The organism is Stenotrophomonas sp. STEN023 (assembly GCF_056760135.1).
The window spans coordinates 1-20,532 of record NZ_JBRREF010000003.1 but is presented as its reverse complement, the minus strand read 5'-3'; the positions used below and the strand labels follow the sequence as shown (position 1 = coordinate 20,532).

At 64.5% G+C, this 20,532-nt stretch carries 9 protein-coding genes; 6 read left to right on the top strand and 3 right to left on the bottom strand.

Annotated features, from left to right (window positions below; all coding sequences use genetic code 11):
- Positions 1 to 620: 620 nt before the first annotated feature.
- Positions 621 to 1,052, bottom strand: a complete 432-nt coding sequence (locus ACVOLV_RS01035) for a CBS domain-containing protein (RefSeq protein ID WP_481552761.1) — start codon at positions 1,050 to 1,052, stop codon at positions 621 to 623.
- Between the two features lie 484 nt (positions 1,053 to 1,536).
- Complete coding sequence (locus ACVOLV_RS01030) at positions 1,537 to 2,382, bottom strand: universal stress protein (RefSeq protein ID WP_481552760.1); 846 nt, start codon at positions 2,380 to 2,382, stop codon at positions 1,537 to 1,539.
- Between the two features lie 151 nt (positions 2,383 to 2,533).
- Between ACVOLV_RS01030 and ACVOLV_RS01025 the strand changes: the two genes are divergently transcribed.
- Together ACVOLV_RS01025 and ACVOLV_RS01020 are read left to right on the top strand one after the other, a co-directional pair.
- Entirely contained in the window at positions 2,534 to 3,154 is a 621-nt protein-coding gene (locus tag ACVOLV_RS01025; protein WP_481552759.1) for a TetR/AcrR family transcriptional regulator, read from the top strand.
- 260 nt (positions 3,155 to 3,414) lie between these two features.
- Positions 3,415 to 3,783, top strand: coding sequence for a hypothetical protein (locus ACVOLV_RS01020; RefSeq protein ID WP_481552758.1), 369 nt, complete (start codon positions 3,415 to 3,417; stop codon positions 3,781 to 3,783).
- An 18-nt stretch (positions 3,784 to 3,801) separates the two neighbouring features.
- Here ACVOLV_RS01020 and ACVOLV_RS01015 read toward each other — a convergent pair whose 3' ends face one another.
- Positions 3,802 to 4,053: a hypothetical protein gene (locus tag ACVOLV_RS01015; protein WP_481552757.1), complete on the bottom strand. Its 252-nt coding sequence runs from the start codon at positions 4,051 to 4,053 to the stop codon at positions 3,802 to 3,804.
- 179 nt (positions 4,054 to 4,232) lie between these two features.
- Here ACVOLV_RS01015 and ACVOLV_RS01010 point away from each other — a divergent pair, with 179 nt between their 5' ends.
- The 4 genes from ACVOLV_RS01010 to ACVOLV_RS00995 all read left to right on the top strand — a co-directional run bounded on the left by ACVOLV_RS01010 (position 4,233) and on the right by ACVOLV_RS00995 (position 20,414).
- On the top strand, positions 4,233 to 5,003 hold the full coding sequence (locus ACVOLV_RS01010) for an STN domain-containing protein (protein WP_481552756.1): 771 nt from the start codon (positions 4,233 to 4,235) through the stop codon (positions 5,001 to 5,003).
- Entirely contained in the window at positions 5,003 to 5,533 is a 531-nt protein-coding gene (locus ACVOLV_RS01005) for an RNA polymerase sigma factor (RefSeq protein ID WP_481552755.1), read from the top strand. The genes ACVOLV_RS01010 and ACVOLV_RS01005 overlap by 1 nt, the downstream gene beginning before the upstream one ends.
- Positions 5,530 to 6,561 carry a FecR family protein gene (locus tag ACVOLV_RS01000; RefSeq protein ID WP_481552754.1) on the top strand — a complete coding sequence of 344 codons (1,032 nt, stop codon included), beginning with the start codon at positions 5,530 to 5,532 and terminating at the stop codon, positions 6,559 to 6,561. The genes ACVOLV_RS01005 and ACVOLV_RS01000 overlap by 4 nt, the downstream gene beginning before the upstream one ends.
- Positions 6,562 to 6,848: 287 nt before the next feature.
- Positions 6,849 to 20,414 (top strand): filamentous haemagglutinin family protein, encoded by a 13,566-nt coding sequence (locus tag ACVOLV_RS00995; protein WP_481552753.1) that lies wholly within the window; start codon positions 6,849 to 6,851, stop codon positions 20,412 to 20,414.
- The last annotated feature ends 118 nt before the right edge of the window (positions 20,415 to 20,532 follow it).

Below are 20,532 nucleotides of genomic sequence, written 5' to 3'. Positions count from 1 at the left end.
CGGGCCAACGCTCTTATGTTTTCAATGCAGCCTGATTGCTGCTGACAGGGTGCCCGCAGTGCGCTGCCGTTGTTGGAGATCGTGCTGTGCAAGATCAGTGGCTAGGATTCTAGAAATGAGCCAGGGCTGCTTATATAGGACGATTCCTATACGCGCTGGAGGCGTGCCGCAGCTGTGTTACCCGATCACGGGAAGCAATGGAGGATGGTTGCCAGATCGCCCATTCAACTGGCGTACCTGCTCCACGCCCTCGAGGGAAGGGCCGGGCGTTGCGCCTTCGAGCGGCGACGGCGCACCGCCGACAAGTCCCGTAGCTAGGACGCATCTATCCCGGGTAAACGCGCGCACGCACAGGGCCAGCGCGCCGGCGAGCAGGCCGGAGTACACGCACACTGAAGTCGCCAGCGAGTAACCTGTCGGCACCGGTGCCTTTGGCTGTCAGGCAGTGCTCGCCTACAGCGATGGGTTATGGGCAATGGAAGGATTGATCGCGGCCCTGCCAGCTGGTGAAGGCCGCGACCATTCGCCGCCAAGCGGCGCTTACTAGTGCCGCAAGTGTGGCCGAGCCGATGCCTGTGATTGTGTGATGCACAGGCTCAGCGTGAGCGCAGATGGGTGGCTCAGTGTGCTGCGGTGTAAATGTCCTGCAGTACCGCTTTTTCGAGTTCCAGATCACTGAGCAGGTTCTTGACGATGTCGCCGAGGCTGAGGATGCCGACCAGCCTGGAGCCTTCAGTCACCATCAGGTGGCGGTGACGCGAGTAGGTCATCAATGCCATGGCCTGCTTGAGGCTTGCATCGGATGCGATGCCTTCAAGTCCGGTGGACGGCAGGCTGGAAATCACGCGGCGTCCCGCCTGCGGGCCATCCTCGGCGAGGGTGCGCACGATGTCCTTCTCGGAAATGATGCTCACCGGTGCATCGTCTTTCATCACCACCAGCGCGGCGATCTTGTGCGTACTCATCTTGTGCGCGGCGGCACCGATGGTGTCTTCCACATCGATGGTGACGACGGTTTGTTTCTTGGACTGCAGAAGTTCGCGGACGTTCATTGTTGTTTCCTGTTGCAGGTTACTCAAACGGAATAGTTCGCCTGGCTGCCTGTGTGGTGGCAGTCGTGCCGCGATGTCATCGGCACTTCGATCATACGAGTCCGCAAGCCGGGAAGCGTTTGCGGAAATGAGACGCTTCGTCATGGATTTACTGGCGATTCACTCCCCGCCAAACTCGGCAAAGTGATTGTTGGACAGCAGCATGCGCGTCGCCGGCCAGCGCTGGCCGTGACCTGCTGTTGCCGGCCGGTACATGCCATGCAATGCGTGCGTAAAAAGCCGGGAGGCGGGGCTCTGCCGCCCCCCGGCGCGGACGTCATCGCGACATTCGCACAGTCCGTGGACTGCAGGTCGCCACGGTCGGGGGAGAGACTGTGGCGACATCTCTGCTGAAGGAGAGTCAGCAGGAGATCACTTGGCACCAACGCAGGCTGGAGCGTGTGCGCCATGCCGGTGATTGATGCGGAGACACTTTGAGTTGCAACTATTGGGAAACGAACAGCGGCACCGGTACCTCCGTCAGCAGGGTACGAGTCACGCCGCCAAACAGTGCTTCGCTCAACTTGGGGCGGCTATAGGCGCCGAACACCACCATGTCGCAGCGCGCCGCCTTCGCATGCGCGACGATCACTTCGGCGATGGGAACTCCTTCGGAAGTAACACGCTGCAGATCCACCTTCACGTGATGCCTGGCGAGATAGGCGGCCATGTCTGCACCGGGCTCGTCGCCATGCAGTTCCGCCTTGCGTTCCGGATCGATGATCAGCAGCGTGACTTCGGCGGCACTGACCAGCATGGGCATGGCATCGGCGATGGCTCGGCGTGACTGTCGGGTGCCATTCCATGCGACCAGTATTTTTCTTCCGATAGGCCTGTCGCCCCACTCGCGCGGCACGATCAGGATAGGGATGCCGGATTGCTGCAGTATCTGTGGCGCTGACCAGGTCAGCGGCGAGGCGGGGATGTTCGGATGGCTGACCACCAGCAAGTCGCAATATAAAGCGTGCAGTGACGATTCGCTGCTGGACTCGGCGTGCGAGATCACCCGCAGTTCGCCGCTGACGGCGTGCCGGTGCAGTGCATTGTTCAAACTCTGGCCGAGTTGCAGCGCGTGCGCTGCCATCACCGATTGATGGCGGATGATCACCTCATGCAATGCTTCGCCTTTGGCAAAACCAGCCTGCATCGTGGCCGGCTGCTGGGCCAGGGCGGTGATGCCGATCAGATGCGAGGTGTGGTCACCGGCAAGCCGGGTGGCCGTATCCAGGATCTGTTGGCCGGATTCGCTGGCGTCGAACAGCACCGCGATGTCTTTCAGCAAGGTGGTCATGGGCGTGCTCCGTGGTGCTCGGCTCGGAGGCAGTGCGGCCCGCCGAGAGGTCAACCAGAATTAGAATGATCGTTCTAGTTAGAATGATCGTACTACACAACGCCATCGCGGTCATGTGCAGATCCGACCACGTCATCCCAGGGTGTTCTTCATGAATGCGAGCAACAGCGCTCCAGCAGGCCAGGAAAAGGGTGAGGCGCGCCGGCAGCAGGTGCTGGACGCGGCCAGCGCCTGCTTCCGCCGCAATGGCTTCCATGGCACCAGCATTGCCAAGATCTCGAAGGTGGCCGGGATGAGCCCGGGCCACATCTACCACTACTTCGAGAACAAGGAAGCGATCGTCGAAGCCATCGCCAAGCGTGAGGAACAGAACCTCTCCGAGCTTGCCCGCAAGCTGCAGGAAGACGAGAGCGGTGGCAGCCTGGCGACCCGGGTGGCCCGGCAGACGGTCGACTCGGTGGACCGGTGTCTGGACCCGGCCTACCTGGAGCTGCAGCTGGAACTGGCGGCCGAGGCCGCACGCAATCCCGCCATCCGCCGCATCCTGCGCCAGTCCGACAAGGTGGTGACCGGCGAGTTCATGGCGCTGTCCAATCGGGTCGGCCTGCCGGAGGGTCTGGACGCGGCCGAGGTGGAGCTGCGGATGAACATGATTTCGGCGATCTTCAACGGCGTGATGGTGCGCGGTGCGGTGGGGGCGGAGGTCGACCGCAAGCAGGTAAGCCGTCTGCTCGAGAAGCTGGTGCGCTGCCTGCTCGAAGATGCGGGTTGACCCGCACGTTCGCTACGGCAACGTGATGCGTTGCTTGCGGGGATACAAGCTGTCGCCATCGTTCTGTCACGTGCTGCGGTGATAGTGGCTGCCGTCCGGGGACCGGTGGTTGCTGCGTACATTCTGCTACGCGGTTGCCTGTCTTCTTCTTTGGTGCAGGCAGCGTGGCGGCGATGGCAGAACATGCAGGAGGGTGGCCGCAGCGCGTCCGCCAATGGTGGCGACAGGCGAGTCGCTGGGGAGTGTTGGGTGGGCTGGCCGTGGCAGGCTCCGCTGCCGCTGCCGATGCTGTACCCGCGCATTGGATGGCATATGCCAACCAGACCAGCGAGACGTTGGCGCAACAACTGGCACGCGTGGATGACCCGCGCGTGGAGCGATTGCAGGCCTGGCTAGCAGGGCGCGGCGAAGCAGCGACGGCGATACTGACGGTGTCATTGTGGATAGCTGAAAGCGGGCGGATCACCGACACCCGCTTTGTATCGCTGGGTGACGCTGCGGTGGATGCCGATCTGCGCGGGCTTTTGAACAGCGCGCCGTTACTGTCAGCGCCGCCCGCCGACATGCGCCAGCCCTTGAACCTTGGCCTATCGCTGCAACCGGCAGTGGATGCGCCGTCCCGTCACTGAGCCGGCGGCAGCATTGGATCAATTGCCCGGACGGGGCGGCGGAGGAACCGGTGGCGGTCGCTGCGGTTGGGTGGAGACACCGAAGGCGCTGCCCATGCGCTGTTGGGTGGCCGCGCGATTGGCGAGCCCGAGCGCCGAAGGCGGCTGGCGGATGCGCTGCTCGGAGGAAAGCTGCGGCACGGTTGCTGCGCGACTCGCGGCTTCCGGCTTCAGCAGCCTGCTGAAACATTCGTAATCGCGGATCCGCTCGCCGTTCACTTCAACTTCCACGCAGCCTGGCGCCACTCCGGTTTGCGCCGATGCAGGCCAGGGAGCCGTCGATGACGCCCATAGCAGGGCCAGAGCCGTGCATGCGATTGAATGCTTTGGGAACTGCATGATTGTCACCGATCTGCAATGAAGCAGGCCTACTGTGACCTGCTTGGCGTTGTGATGCTGGCGCGTCTTGCATGCAGTTTTATGACACCCGGACGCACGATCGATACCGACGGCTGAGCAGGATTGCCCGTGGCAGGCGTCATCGCCGCTGTTTGGGCTGGGCGCTGGTGGCGCTGGTAACGCTGTGGCTGCCGACCATTGCGTTGGCGGCGGACGGAATGGATGCCGAGCGTGGTAACGAGCAGCAACGCTACACCTTCGACATGCCGGGCCAGTCACTGCCGGATGCCTTGCGGCTGTATGGGGAGATCACTGGAGTGGCGGTACTGATAGATGCCCGCCTGCTGGGCGAGCTGCGCTCGGCCCCGCTATCGGGGCGTTACGGTTGGCGTGAAGCATTGCAGCGGATACTGGACGGGACCGGACTGGCACCGCACTTCGTTGGCAATGGTGCGTTCACGCTGGTGCCGTCTTCATCTATTGGCAATGGCACCCTGCAGGAGGCTGCGGACCTGCCTGCGCAGGCGATGCTGTCCGAACCGGATCGCCGCCGTGGCGCGCGGGTGATCCAGCGCTCGCTGGAGCAGACCTTGTGCGGTCACCCGCTTACCCGCCCCGGAAGTTATCGCGCCAGCCTGCGCTTCTGGCTGGGCGCAGCGGGACAGCGTATCCGCGCACCTGAGCTGCTGGAATCAACCGGCAATCCAGAGCGCGACAGCACCATCCTGAAGCGCCTGCGCGATCTGCCATTGCCTGGCCTGCCTGCCGACATCCCGCAGCCGATCACCTTGCTGCTGCTCCCGGAATCGCCCGGCGCGACGCCGCCATGCCGGGGCCGTTGATGAGTGGTCTGCGCAGTCTCTTCCTGGATCACTATGAAGGCTTCCGCAAGCGTCTGCGACGGCGTCTTGGATCGGATGACCTTGCGCTGGATGCACTGCAGGAAACCTGGCTTCGGGTCGAGCGCATGGGCAGCAGCGAGCCGCAGCGCAACCCGGTGGCGTACCTGTTCCGGATGGCACTCAATGCTGCCACCGATCAGCGCATCGCCCACAGCCGAGTACTCACTGGTGCCGAGGTGGAGGCGCTGATGGATGAAGCCGCCGATCATCTTGATCCGGCGACGGTGGCCTTCAGCCAGTCGGAGATGGCGGCATTGGCCGCCGCCCTGCGCGAGCTGCCCGAACGCCAGCGGGCGATCCTGATTGCCGCACGCATTGAACAGCAACCCATCGACAGCATTGCCGACCAGCACGGGGTTTCCTCGCGCATGGTTGGCAAGGATCTCAAGAAAGCGCTGCAGCATTGCGCGGGACGACTCGACCGCCCGCTGGTACAGCGTTTCGGTCCGGGGGCGGGAAAACCGTCATGAAAGATATGAACACCACATCAAGCGTTCCGAACATTCCCGTCGAGCTGCAGGCGCAGGCGCAGGATTGGCTGCTGCGGCTGCAGACCGGGCCGGTGACGGCCGCCGACGCCGAGGCATTCCGGCGCTGGCGCGCGCGTGATCCACTGCACGCAGCGGCGTTCGCACAGGTACGACGCCTGTGGGTGGCGCTGGCACCGGCAATGCAGACGGCGGTGGCGCCAGTCATCGCGCCGTCGCCAGCGCCAGTCGGAACAGCATTCACCGCTGTGCTGCCGTCGAGCAGCCGGCGCCGTCCTGCGCGTGCGGTCAATCTGCGCCGCCGTGCATTCCTGGGCGGCGCAGCCGCTGCGGCAGCTGGCTGGATGGTGGTGCGTTCACCCTTGGGCATGTGGCCGGAGCTCTCTGCGTTGGCGGCCGACTACCGCACCGCCACCGGTGAACTGCGCACGCTGAAGATTGCCGATGTCGATGTGACCATGGCTGCCCGCACCACCATGAACCGGCCTGCCGACGGCTCGACAGGCATCGAGGTCAGCGAGGGCGAAGCGCAGTTCGCGCTGCAGGCAGATGCAGTGCCGGGCTTCACCATCGCGGTCGCTGGCGCGCGCCTGCTGCCAGCACCCGGAGCACGGGTGAACGTGCGCTGCGTCGGCACGGATGTCCGTATCACCTGTCTGGCAGGCCGTGCGCAGCTGCTGCGCGGGGCACGCACGCTGATGCTGGAAGCAGCCTGGCAGGCGCGCTTGCTGGAAGATCGTATTGCTTCGGTCGCGCCTGTTGCTACCGATGCCATCGATGCCTGGCGCAATGGTTGGCTGCTGTTCGATGATCAGCCGCTGCAGGACGTGGTGGATGAGATAAACCGCTATCGCACCGGACGCATCGTGCTTGCCGGTGGCGCACTGCCGCGGCGCAGGGTGCAGGCACGCATTCCGCTCGAACGCATCGATACGTTCATCGATCTGGTTCGGGACGCGTATGGCGCCAAGGTAGTCAATATGCCTGGTGGTGTGGTTCTGCTCAGTTGAGCGGCAGTGCACAGGCAGCGGCGCCTGCGACAACGCATCCTGCTCGATTCGAGCACGGCAGCATGACATTGGCATGACGAAAGTTGGCTGGATTTCTGCTGCGTCGTCATTGCATGAATTTTCTATTACAGCGGTTCAGTCGCTGCCAGCCAATGCGGTCTTATCCAGCGTAACAAGCGCAACGCATTGCAGTGTCAATCTCGCTTCCGGTCGGAACAGGTTCGTATTGCAGCGCGGGGAAATGCGCTTGCCCTTATCAGCGAACGATATTGCGACGGGTGACGGCGATGGTGAAGCAGCACAATGGTTCGGTTGTTCCCGGCACCACGCGGGCGCCGCAGGTACGGGTATTGTCACAGGCAATCGCAGTGCTGCTGATGGCCGGCAGCGTCAGCGGAGGCGTCAGTGCACAGCAGGCCTTCAGTCCCGCCTGGTTTGCCGGCAAGGGCGTGCAGCAGCAGACCGCAGCGCAGACCGGCAGGCTGCCCAATGGCATGCCATCGAACCTGCAGCGCAGTGACCAGCAGGCACAGCAGGCGCGCGATACGCTGAAAACATCGCTGGAAAACCTCAATACCGCCGCGCAGGCGATCGCCATGCAGCAGCGCCTGCAGCAGACCGCGCGCGATGCGACACGTGCGCGGCCAAACCAGGTGCTGGACGGCCTCGGCGAAGGCGGATTGAAGATCGATGACGATGCACTGACCCGTGGTTGGCACAACGCCAACGCGGCAAGCCAGAGCAGCAAGGATGGCGTCACCACGGTCAGCATCCAGCAGACCGCCGACAAGGCCATCCTCAACTGGGAAACCTTCAACGTCGGTCGCAATACCGTGGTGGACTTCGACCAGCAGGCAAGCTGGTCGTTGCTCAATCGCATCAACGACCCCAGCGGTCGTCCTTCGCAGATCCTGGGGCGCATCCAGGGCGAAGGCACGGTGATGCTAATCAACCGTAATGGCGTGGTGTTCGGTGGCAGCAGCCAGGTCAACGTGAAAAATCTGGCTGCATCTGCAGTCAATATCAGCGACGCGCAGTTCGGCAAGGGCATCTACGGTGATGCGCAGGGCAATGGTTTCATCCCCACCTTCGCCAATGATCTGACCACCACCGCAACTACATTCAATCATTCGGCCGCTAGCGGCGATGTGATCGTCGAGCGCGGCGCGCAGATCAGCACCCACGTTCCGTCGTCGGTGACCGAGGGTGGTGGCTATGTGCTGCTGCTTGGTCGGCAGGTGCACAACGACGGCCAGATCAGCACGGCCAACGGACAGACGATGTTGGCCGCTGGCGATGCCTTCGTGATCCGCAAGGGCATGGGTACCGAGCAGAACCAGACCTCGACGACGCGCGGCAATGTGGTCACCACGCTGCGCAAGCCGGTTGCCAATGGGGCTGATGTGGCCGCCGCCAGCGGTGTGGTCAGCAACACGGGCCTGATCCAGGCAACGACAGGTGATATCACCCTGGCCGGGCATGAGGTGCATCAGGACGGCGCATTGGTTGCGACCACGTCCGTGCATACCCGCGGCACCGTGCATCTGCAGACCGCACGCGGCGACGCCGATGGCGAGGTAGCCCTGGGCAAGGGCAGCACCACCGCAGTGGTGCTGGACGACAGCGCAACCACCGCATTGGATGTGCAGCGCGAGACCCTGGTGCAGGAATCGGACAAGGCCGGTGATGGCATCCTGCACCGGCGTGACCAGTCGTTGGTACAGATTGTCAGTGGTGGCGACGTGCGCTTCGAGGATGGCAGCCTGACCCTGGCGACCGGTGGCCAGGTCTTTGTCGATGCCGCCGCCACCGAAGTTGAACGCGGTGCGCGCATCGATGTATCCGGCCACGTTGGCGTCAAGATCGCGATGGAAGCGAACAACGTCCAGATCAATGTGCAGGGCAATGAGCAGCGCGACGCGTCGCTCAACCGCGATGACAAGTCGCTCAACAGCAAGAACATCTGGCTGGATCGCCGTGATCTGGTCTTGGTGCCCGCCGGCACCAATGGCTATGAAACCGACCGTTGGTACACCGCCGGCGGACTGCTGGAAGTAGGCGGCTACCTGGGCGTCACCGGCCACGGCATCGGTGAGTGGTCGGCGCAAGGTGGCACCGTGCAGTTCAACGGTGGCAGCGTGGTGACCCAGGCGGGCTCGCATATCAACCTGTCCGGCGGCACGCTCGACGTGCAGACCGGCTATATCCGGCAGACCCATCTCAAAGGCGCCGATGGCAAGTTGTACAGCGCCTCAAGCGCGCCAGGCGATCTGTTGTACACCGGTCTCTACCGTGGTTTCGAGGATGTGCACGCACGTTGGGGCAACACCGAGTACTACTACAGCCCGGTGATCGGCCCGGACAAGCGGCTGGAGAATGGTTATGTGGTCGGCCGCGATGCCGGTCGCGTGGTGGTGGCTACGCAGTCGGCACAGCTGGAGGGCGGGATTGAAACCACCACCTTCCAGGGCGACCGGCAGACGCGCGCACGCGAAGCCATACTGGACGGCTATCAGCAGGCGCAGACCGCGATTGCACGCGGTGGCCAACTGGTCATCGGTAGCTATGATCCGTTCTACGACAAGGACACCGGCCAGCTACGCTTTGGCGCGGGCGCGGTTGTCGATGAGGTCTCGATTGGTTCGGCTGGTACTGCAGGCAAGGCCGGGCATATCACCCTGGATGCGGCCTGGCTCAATGCACAGAAGTTGGCCGCGCTGGACATCCATGCGCTGGGCCGGGTGAGCGTGGATGAGGCGCTCACTGTCGCCGCCGGCGGTGGTATCGCGCTGCATGCAAGCGATGTAACCGTCAATGCCGATCTTACTGCCCGTAGCGGCAGCATCCGTCTGGGCAACATGCTGGTGCAGCACACGGCCAGTGGTGATCCCTGGCAGGATCGACCGATCGGTGCGCTGGCCGCCGCCAGTTATGAGCGCAAGGTCGACATTGCCGATGGCGTGACGCTGGACGCGCGCGGGTTGTGGAACAACCAGTGGCAGGACCCGCAGTCCATCGCCGGGCTGCCTTTCATCAACGGCGGCGAGGTGATACTGCGCAGCAGCGGCAGCGTCACCCTGGGCGAAGGCAGTCTGATCGACGTGTCCTCCGGAGCCGCGGTTGCGGTGGATGGCAGTGTTGCCGGTGGCAAGGGCGGCAGCGTCACGCTGGCGGCCGGCCAGTACCAGGGCAATGGTGTGCTTGCGCTGGATGGCGCCATCCGCGGCTACGGTGTCAAGGGCGGTGGTGCGCTCAACATCGAGCACGGCACGCTGGTGAGTATTGGCGGTGAGCTGGCCAGTGCGATCGAGCAGCTGCCTGCGGGCGAGAAAAGCGATCTACCGCTGCGTCTGGCCGCGGATGTGGTGCTGCAACCTGGCGAGGTCATTCCGGTCAGTTTCAGCGTCGTGCAGATCCGCGTGCAGGGCGGCCAGGCGATGCCGGCGACGCTGCGACCCTCGGTGAGCAGCACCAACACGGTGACCACGCAGGCGCCCTGGCTGCTGCCGGTGACGGTACAGCTGGCCAACAACGGACCGGTGATGTACGCCGGCCAGACCCTGCCTGCCGGCACTACCTTGTCGACCATCACCGATCTTCCCGCAGGCTATGTTGTCCCCGCCAACGTGTTTCCTGCCGGCTTGCCGATTCCGCAGCAGACCTACAACTACGTCGCCGGCAGTGTCACCGACCGCGTGCTGGTGATGCCCGATGGCACCCGTATTCCGCCTGGCACGTCCTGGCACCGTGACCTGCCGGTGCAGTCGTTCCTGGCCCTGGACAGCAAGCTGTTCCAGTCCGGCTTCAAGAGTTACAGCGTCAGCGGTCGCGATGGTGTGGTGGTGGTCGATGGCGCACGCGTCGATGTGGCAATGCCACTGTTTCAGGTTGACCGGGCTGCCGCGCGTGATCTGGCCAGTGGTGGCGACCCGGATGAGGCCTTGTCGGTGTGGCTGCCGCCGTTGCAGCAGGACCAGCCGGGCAAGGGCACGGTCAGCCTGCGGCAGGGCGCAAGCCTCGCGTTGTCGGCAGGTACGGTGCTGACCGCCGCCGACCTGTTGCTTGGCAAGGGCAGTCACATCGGTGTCGACCCGGGCCAATCGATCACCCTGACCGGCAACGCCCAGATCACGCTGGAAGGCAGCTTGCAGGCCAATGGCGGTCGGATCTCGGTGCTGGGTGGTGACTTTGGCACCGGCAATGACGCAAATCTGCCGGCCGGTCTGCCTTCCGCGCGCTCGGTATGGATCGGTGACAACGCCGTACTGGATGTTTCCGGCAAGGCATTCACCGCGAACGATGATGCGGTTGGCCGCTATGGCCGTCTGCTTGACGGCGGCACCATCGAAATCGGTGCCAAGCACAATCTGGCATCACAAAACATCGGCGCGATAAACGCCTTCGTCGTGGTCCGCGAAGGCGCACGACTGGAGGCATCGGGTACGCAGGCTGTACTCGACCTGCCTGGCAGGGGCGAGACCACGCTGGCCAGCCATGGTGGCGTGATTGCCTTGAGCTCGGACAATGGTCTGTTCATCGATGGCACGTTGAACGCTGCCACAGGCGGCGCCGGTGCCATGGGCGGCACGTTGGCGTTGAATCTGGAGACGCCCATCTACGGCCCGGTAGATCGCTGGACCTCCAAGGGCGAACTGGTCGACGACGCCGTGCGTGTGCCACGTGAACTGGTGCTGGAACAGAACTACAGCGGCAGCGGGCTGGCCGCGGATGTCGGCGTGGGTGAGCTGGATGCGAGCCTGGCCTTTGGTCATGCCCGCTATGGCGTGGATGCGATACGCGCGGGTGGTTTCGATACCGCTTCGCTATACGTCAATGGCCTGCTCAGCATGGATGGCGACATCGACCTGAGCATGCGTCAGGCCTTGTACCTGACGGCCAGCGCGATCGGCCTGTCCAGCAACGCGGCGCGCGACAGCCAGGTGCACCTGGCCGCGCCTTACCTGCGTATCGCCGGCGCGGCCCGTCGCCAGCGCGATAACACCTTGATGCCGAATCCGATCATCGGCTCCAGCAATGTTTCACCCGCGGCAGGGACCCTGGGCGTGCCGCTGGTGGCGGATGACGCCAAGCTGACCCTGGCCGGCAGCATGGTCGACATCGTCGGCATGCTGGGCTTCGGCAGCCGCGGCGAGATAAAGCTCAACGCGGCCACGCCGCTGGCGGTCGAACGCGATGCGTTCGGGCAGGTGCGGATCCAGAGCGAGGGCGATCTGCGCCTGCAGCAGGCCAACCTGTTCTCACCGGGTGACACCACCCTGGCGGCGGCACAGATCTACGGCAGCGGCAACGTCAGTGTCGGCATGCACACCACATTGAACCAATGGGGTGTTCGCCAGATCGAGCTGGATCCGGCTCGCGCGCTCACCATCGAGCGCATGGGCAGCGCACTGCCAGCGATGCCATACAGCGTGTTCGGCGCAATGGAGTTCAGTGCCGCCACCATCAACCAGGGCGGCGTGCTGCGCGCTCCGCTGGGCAGCATAACGCTGGGCAGCAACAGCAATGGCTATACGAGCGTGGTCAACCTGCTGCCGGGCAGCATCACCTCGGTCAGCGCCAACGGTCTGGTGATGCCCTATGGCGGCACCGTCGATGGCTTGACCTACAACTACAACGGCATAGACGCCGATTACCGCGGTATCGGCTGGGAACCGAAGGTGGAGTTCAAGGCGCATGCGGTGAATGCGCAGGCAGGTGCGGTGCTGGACCTGTCCGGCGGTGGCGAGCTTACCGGTGCGGCCTTCCTTTCCGGCCGCGGCGGCTCCACCGATGCCCGCTTCAACCCGCTGGTGCAGATGGGCGCTGATGGCTTCACCCTGCCGGGCCTGAAAACCAACCCGGTGTACGCGATCGTGCCGGGCGTGCAGGCCGGATATGCACCGGTTGGCGCGGAGAAGGGCGCCGGCGATCCGGCCATCGGCCGCCAGATCACCATTGGCGCGGGTGTCCCCGGACTGCCGGCGGGTACCTATACGCTGCTGCCATCAACCTATGCCTTGCTGCCCGGTGCGTTCCGCGTCGAGCTCAACGGCCTGGCCAGCAGCGCGGCGGCCTTCGGTACCACGCAGGGCATGCGCAATGGCTCGTGGAGCACGTCGGCGCAGCTGGGCATTGCCAATACCGGCGTGGTCGATGCCCTGCCTACCCAGGCCATCCTGACCTCGGCGGATACGCTGCGCAGCTATTCGCAGTACAACGAAACCAGCTATGCCAGTTTCGCCCTGCAGCAGGCCGCGCGCGAAGGCGCACCACGGCCGCTGCTGGAGCGCGATGCCAAAGCGGTGAACTTCGCCTTGATCAGCCCCAGCCAGCCGGGTGCGGTGGATCAACCTGCGCTGCAGTTCGATGCCACGGTGCTGGGCGCACCGGGCAAGGATGGCAATGGCACGGTGGCGCGTCTGTGGAGTGCGTCCAACTACGAAATCCTTGCCGACGGTGCAGCCGCCACCGACGGATACGACGGCGTTTCGGTGCATGCCAGTGAGCTCAATGCGATTGGCGCTTCCCGTCTGGAGATTGGCGGTCAGTTGAGGAGCACCTACCTGGACCCCGCCACCGGCTCACTGCAGTCGGCCAACGTCATCTCGATGTCGGCCAGTGGCAGCAACAGCATCGTGTTGCGCGAAGGCGCGCAACTGCAGGCCGCGGATGTGTTCCTGATGACCGGCCGGGTTGCCGGTGGCATCACCCTGGAGCAGGGCTCGGGCATCAATACGCTTGGACGCGGTGCATCGGGCTATGGTGCCGAGCAGGGCTACGTCTACCAGCCGGGCAGGAACTCGGTGCTGGCGGTATCCAACGCGCAGCTGGATCTGCTTGCACCGCAAGCGCCTGATTCCGACGGCAATGGTGCCGGCGCCATCGAGATCGGCGTCTGCGCGGTCAATGCCAGCTGCATCGGTGATACCCGACTCTATTCGGAAGGCAGCATCGCCACTGCCACCGACAATCGCTTCGTGCTTGGCGACACCGTCCGTTACGGTACCCGCAACCTGACCCTGGCGGTGGGTGGCATCAATGTCGGCAGTGCCGAGGCGATTGCCGCGGCCAACGCGGGCGGCACCCTGCCTGCGGGCATGACCCTCAATCAGGACGTGCTGAGTCGGCTGTTGCTGGGTGATGCCAGCACTGGCGCGCCGGCATTGGAAGCGCTGTCCTTGAAGGCGCGTGAATCGGTCAACTTCTTTGGCGATGTCAGCCTGTCCACCTACGATGCGGTCACCGGGAAATCCGCGCTGCAGCGGTTGCTGTTGGGTACCCCGGCCATCTATGGCTACGGCAATGCCGGTGATGTTGCGCGCATCCACACCGATACCTTGATCTGGAGCGGGGAACTGACTCCGGCGGGCAGCGTGGTTGCGGGAGGGCCGGGCACCGGCACGGGGCAACTGGTGGTCGATGCACGCGACATCGTGCTTGGCTTCGGCCCCAAATCCCAGCCCGATACCGTGCGTGCGCAGGATCGGCTGGCACTGGGTTTTGCTTCGGTGCATCTGAACGCAAGCGAGCGTGTGACCGCCAACAACAAGGGCACGCTGGCGGTATTCGAATCGCAGGGTGACTGGAATGCAACGACCAAGGCCTATGACCGCCATGGCGGCGATCTGTTCATCAGTACGCCGCTGCTGACCGGCAGCGCTGGCTCGGTCAACAAGATCAGCGCTGGCGGTGATATCCAGGTAAGCGGCAATGGCAAGCTGGTCACGCCGGACAACGCAACTTTGGCATCGGCGCTGGGCGCGGAGATTGCCCTGGACAGCCGCGACGGTGCCTTGGTGGTGGATACCGCGGTGCTGCTGCCCAGCGGCAAACTGTCGCTGTCGGCGCAGCGGGATGTGACGCTTGCCGATGGCGCGCGCCTGGATCTGGCCGGCCGTCGCATCGATTTCTTCGATACCAGCAAGTACAGCTGGGGCGGCGACGTGGTGTTGGACAGCCGCGCGGGTGGTGTCACCCAGTCGGCAGGTGCGAAGGTCGATCTGTCGGCTTTGTTCAATCGCGGCGGCAAGCTGTCGGCATTCGCCGAACACGGCACCATCGGCTTGTTCGGGCAGCTGCTGGGCAGCAGCAGTGGGCACTATGACGCCGGTGGTACCGAGGTTCCGTTCTCGGCCGGGCGCATCGATCTGCAGGGGCGCTTCATCGCGGATTTTGCCGGGCTCAATAGGCGCCTCAATGCCAGTGGCGTCAGTGGTGGCCGTAGCTTCCGCATCGGCGAGGGTGACCTGAGCATCGGCGATGAGCTCAAGGCGCATGACATCTCGGTGGCACTTGACCATGGTCAGCTGACCGTCAACGGCACCATCGATGCCAGTGGCGAGCAGGCCGGCAGCATCCGTCTGGCCGCCTCCAACGGCGTCACCATAGGTGGTTCCGCCGTGCTGGACGCCAGTGCCGATGTGCTGCGCAAGGACAGCTATGGCAAGGCGATTGATGCACCCAACCGGGCGGTTATCGAGATCGATTCGGGCAAGGGTGTGTTGGCGCTGCACAGCGGTGCGCGCATGGACCTGCGCGTGGCCGGCAGCAACAGCAACTTCGGCAGCGTGGCGCTGAATGCGCCGCGGCTGGGCGGCAACGATGTAGCCATCGATGCTGCCGGTACGGTTGCCATCGACGGTGCCAAGTCCATCCATCTCAACGCCTTCATCACCGATGCGAGTGCCGCGCTGGGCAGCGAGGCCACCACCGACGGCAAGAGTTACCAGGTCATCGACCAGGCCTATCTGGATCGTCTGGATGGGCAGAGCCGGACCTTCATCAATGCCGCGTTGAACAATGCCGACCTGATGGATCGCAAGCTGGCCGGCCTGCGCACACATGGGCAGCAGTTCCATCTGCGACCGGGTGTGGAAGTGGTGGCGGACACCTCGATCAACGTCGACGGCAACCTGCACGTCGATGGCGATATCGATCTGTCGGGCCATCGCTATGCCAGCGTGAATCCGAACAACCAGCAGAGCCTGACCCGTGGTTCCGGCGAAGCCGGCGCGCTGCTGATCCGTGCGCAGGGTGATCTGGAGGTGTTCGGCAGCATCAGTGATGGTTTCGACGGCAGCGTGCTGGGCAGCACCCTGGATGACAGTGGTTGGTACCTGACCGCCGGCCGCCAGCTGTTTGGCTCGGATGTGGTGGTGCCACACGGCGGGTTGGTAACCCTGGCCACCGGCACCGGGTTCAACTCCGGCAAGGTGCTCAACTACGACCTGCCGATCGCTGCCATGCAGATGGCCGCCGGCACCCAGTTGCCTGCGGAGGCCACCCTGGCGTTGCCTCTGGCCTTGGCCAAAGGCACGGTGCTGAGTGCAGCGGTGCACGATGCCTCCGGCGCACTGCTGTTCGCCGCCGGCGCGGTGCTGGCCGATGCGATCACCCTGCCACAAGGCACACGTCTGTCTGCGGGCATGCGCCTGCCCTTGGCCGCACGCATCGATGCGATGACCTGGCCGGCTGGGGTAGCGCTGCCGGCGCCGCCGGTTGGCAACCTCGTCACCTTGGCTGCCGATCTTGCCTTGGCCAAGGGCGCCTTCATTCCCAGCGATACCGATGTGAAGCTGCCTGGCGGCGTCAAGACCGTCGACCTGCGTCCGACCGATGCCGATGGCAACCATGGGCGGATCTGGGCAGTGGCGCCGATGTTGCAGGCCGGCTCGCAGTCCTGGGATATCAGCCTGGTTGCAGGCGCCGATACCACCGCTGCCGATCGTCTTACCGTGATGCGTTCGAGCACGGGCGACCTGCGCTTCTCCGACGTGCATTACGGGCAAGGCGGGGTGGTGGTCGAGGTGCCCGGCACCGGCGCGCCGGCTACCTACCTGTGGGACGATGTCGTCGGCTTCGAGCGCCTGGTGATGGATTTCTTCGGCGAGTACCTGCTCAGCTTCATGCCCGTGTCGGGCACGTCCATCACTGCCGATCAAGCGTCCGAGCTGCAGGCGTATGGCTTCTTCAGCGCCGATGTCAGCGAGCTCGACAGCTACGGCTACGGCCAGCTGACCGCGATCGATACGCCGGCCACCCCGCCGGACACGGTGTTCAGCACCGAGCCTGGCCGCCAGCAGATTGCGAGCGTGGTGCGGACCGGCACCGGTGACCTGCGCGTGGTATCTGCCGGTGACATCGCCACCACCTCGCTGTTCGGCATCTACACCGCAGGCACGCAATCGGCCTCGTTGGCGGCCGGTGCTGCCAGCGATCCCTACAACCTGCCACGTGACAGGCCGACGAGCGATGCAGGCGTTGCTGGCACGGTGCTGGGTGCGCAGGGCAGCGCGTTTGAACACCTGGTCGATGGCGGCAGCCAGAGCCTGTATCAGGCCTGGTACCCCGAAGCGGGCGGCAACCTGTTGCTGCGTGCCGGCGGGAACATCAGTGGCGACAGCCTCGGTCGCCCGTCCTCAACCCTGCGCTACGAGACCTTGGGTGTGGCCACGCCGGGCTTGCTGCCCACGGCGTCGCTCGGCAACTGGCTGTGGCGGCAGGGCAGCGGCAGCGTGCAGCGTGGTGCCGATGGCGTGCCCACTGCATGGTGGATCAACTTCGGCACCTATGTGCGGCCAACCGACGGGCCCAACTACTACAACAACTACGTAGGCATGCCACGTCAGGTCGGCTTCACCGGCTTCGGCACGCTGGGTGGTGGCAACCTGGTGCTGGAAGCCGCTGGCGATGCCGGCATGCTGCAAGGCCGCGGCGATGTTGGTTCGTACTTCCTGATGCGCAGCAGCGGCGTGAATCTGGCCGTGGCCAGTACCGGCCGTGTTGCTGCCAATGGGGAGTTGGTGCAGACCGGTGGCGGTGACCTGGATATCCGCATCGGCGGTGGCCTCAATGCGGATCCGGCGCTGCGTGCGTTCAGTGGCAGCAACACCGTGCCGGTCGCCAACGAGCTCAACAACGGCAACGCCCACCGGCTGGAGCTCAATGGCAGCTTCACCAACCTGCGTGGCGCATTGCGGCTGGAGTCGGGCGCGGTAGGCGGTGTCGAGCTGCGTTACGGCGGCAGGGATGCCAAGGAATCGCGCGTCTATGACGTCTTCCAATCCACGGTGGGCATCGGTAGCGGCGGTCCAGTGCTGGTGCTGGGCGATGCCGGCGCGCGTCTGGACGCACGCGGCGATCTGGTGCTGGGCAGCGTGGTCGATCCCGGGCGGGTGCCGCTGGTCAGTGGTGGCACGCCGTTCAAGGCGAATGGCCAGGCCTATAGCGATGGTGGCTGGAGCTGGTTCTCGCTGTGGACGCCGTCAACAGCGGTGGACCTGCTGGCTGCAGGCGGCAATCTCACCCCGACCCTGGCAATGAATGATCCGGCCGTGCGTACCGATGCGCAGGCCACCGATGGTGATCATGTGTATCCCTCGGTACTGCGCGCGGCAGCGGCCAGCGGCAGCATCTTCTATGGCAAGGCGCGGACCTCGCCGATCATGGGTACCAACAACGAACGCTTCGTCGCAGGTGTGGTGTTGGCGCCTTCGCCGGTGGCCGATCAGTTCGTGGTGCAGGGCAGTGGCCAGCTGGAACTGCTGGCGGCAGATTCGATCTATTCCAACGGTACTGCGTTCTCGACCTCCGGTGCGGATCCGACCGCGCTGTCCAATCCGTGGAATCCGGGCTTTATCGGACAGGGCCCGAAGCTGTGGTACGGACGCCAGTTCCTGCATAACGTCAGTGCCAACGCACTGGCTCCCAGTGTGCTGCTGGACGCGACCGATCCGCATGGCAGCGCCCAGGTGTATCCGCTGTTTACTTTCACCTCACCCACCGCTTCGGGTCACGTCTATGTGGGGCAGACACCTTCGCGCTACTACGCGGTAAGCGGTGACCTGGTTGGCTTGCGCATGGGCAGCATCGTGACGGGGGTCAACTGGTATGACGGTGGTGGCGCGGTAGCCCTGCGCGCCGGGCGTGACATCGTGAACGCCGGCACGCCGTTGGGCGCCTACGACAACCAGGGTACGGTTTACAGCAATACCGTGGGTGCTTTGGGTTGGCTGGGCCAGGCCAATGGCAATGATCCATCGGCGCCACAACGTCCCGTCGCTGTTACCAATGCGACCGCGCGCGGCAACCTCATCGTGCATACCAGCGCCGATGACGTCTCGGTGGTGCAGGCCGGGCGCGATATCCGCTTCAGCACGTTCTACATTGCCGGCCCCGGTCTGCTGGACATCAGCGCCGGCCGTGATGTGTACATGGCGGACAAGGGTGAGCTGCGCAGCCTCGGGCCGGTGGTAAATGTGGTTCCGGGCGACCGTAGCAGCGGCGCCGGCATTTCGGTGGCCGCTGGCATGGGCAGGCATGGTGCAGACTGGTCCGCGTTCGCAGCGCGTTATCTGGATGCGGCCAATCTTGCTGACCCGGGCGCACCGCTGGCAGACCAGCAGGGCAAGGTGGTACGTGTCTATGGCGGAGCGGTCAGCCTGTCGCAATGGCTGCGGGCCGAGTTTGGCTATAGCGGCGACGAAGCCGGTGCCGAGCGCTTCCTGGCAGACAAGCAAGTGGAGCTGGACCAGATCCGTAATACGGCACTGGCCAATGGTGGTACTGCGGCCAACCGCAGCCTGGCACGCGAGTACAAGCTGGAAAGCCAGCTGCACCTGGTCAATTGGCTGAGTGCGCGCTTTGGTGGTGCCAATGGACGCGGTCTGCATTTCGATGCGGCCACGATGGATGCGCGTGCATTTTTCGCTGCCTTGCCGGTGGAGCAGCAGAGTGCGTTCCTGCGCAATGTCTACTACGCCGAACTCAAGGCTGCTGGTCGCGAGTACAACGACGTGGACGGTGCGCGCCAGGGCAGCTATCTGCGCGGTCGCGAGGCCATTGCCACGCTGCTGCCCTCCAAGGACGCGCAAGGACGGGAAATCGCCTACGAAGGCGATCTCACCATGTACAGCAGCGCGCTGTATTTCGATCAGAACGTCGACAGCGTGGCACGCCGTCGGCCGCTGCTTGGCAAGACCTACCTGACCGAAGCCGAGTGGATTGCCGCAGGCAGACCTGGCTACGACGTGCCGTACTACACCGTGAACGATGCAGGCATCCACACCGACTTCGGCGGTGACATCAACTTGATGGTGCCGGGTGGGCGCACCCTGGTCGGCGTCGATGGTGGCTTCAGCCCAGGTGCGGGCTCCGGCGTGCTGACCCAGGGTGAGGGCGACATCAACATCTATTCGCGTGACAGCCTGTTGCTCGGCCAGAGCCGCATCTTCACCACCTTCGGCGGCAACATCCTGGCCTGGTCGGCAGAGGGTGACATCAATGCCGGCCGTGGCAGCAAGACCACCGTGGTCTATACGCCGCAGCGGCGTGTCTATGATGCGATGGGCAATGTCGCGCTGTCGCCGAACACGCCCAACACCGGTGCCGGCATCGCCACGCTCAATCCGATCTCCGAGGTTCCGCCAGGCGACATCGACCTGATCGCGCCGCTGGGCACCATCGATGCCGGTGAGGCAGGCATTCGTGTATCGGGCAACGTCAATCTGGCCGCACTGCAGGTATTGAATGCCGACAACATCCAGGTGCAGGGCGAGGCGGTAGGCATCCCGGTGATCGCCGCGGTCAACGTCAGCGCTTTGACCTCGGCCAGTGCCGCGGCAAACAGCGCGGTGCAGGCAGCGCAGGACATGGTCAAGCGGCAGACGCAGCAGACCCGGCCGTCAACGATCAGCGTGCAGGTGCTCGGCTTCGGCAACGAAACCAGCAGCGTGGCACCGCCGAAGCGCGAAGACGGCTACGACCCCGACAGCGTGGTGCAGGTGGTCGGCATGGGCAGCTTGAACAGCGAGCAACGCGCCCGTCTCGAACCATCAACGACGAAGCGGCAGTGATGCGCATGCCCGCGCTCGGCGTGGGCCCCCGGAGGGGGGGGGGGCCCCCCCCCCCCGGCCCCAGACAAATGCGTTGACGGGGCAAAAAGCGGTTTACCCCGCAGGGCACACAATAAAC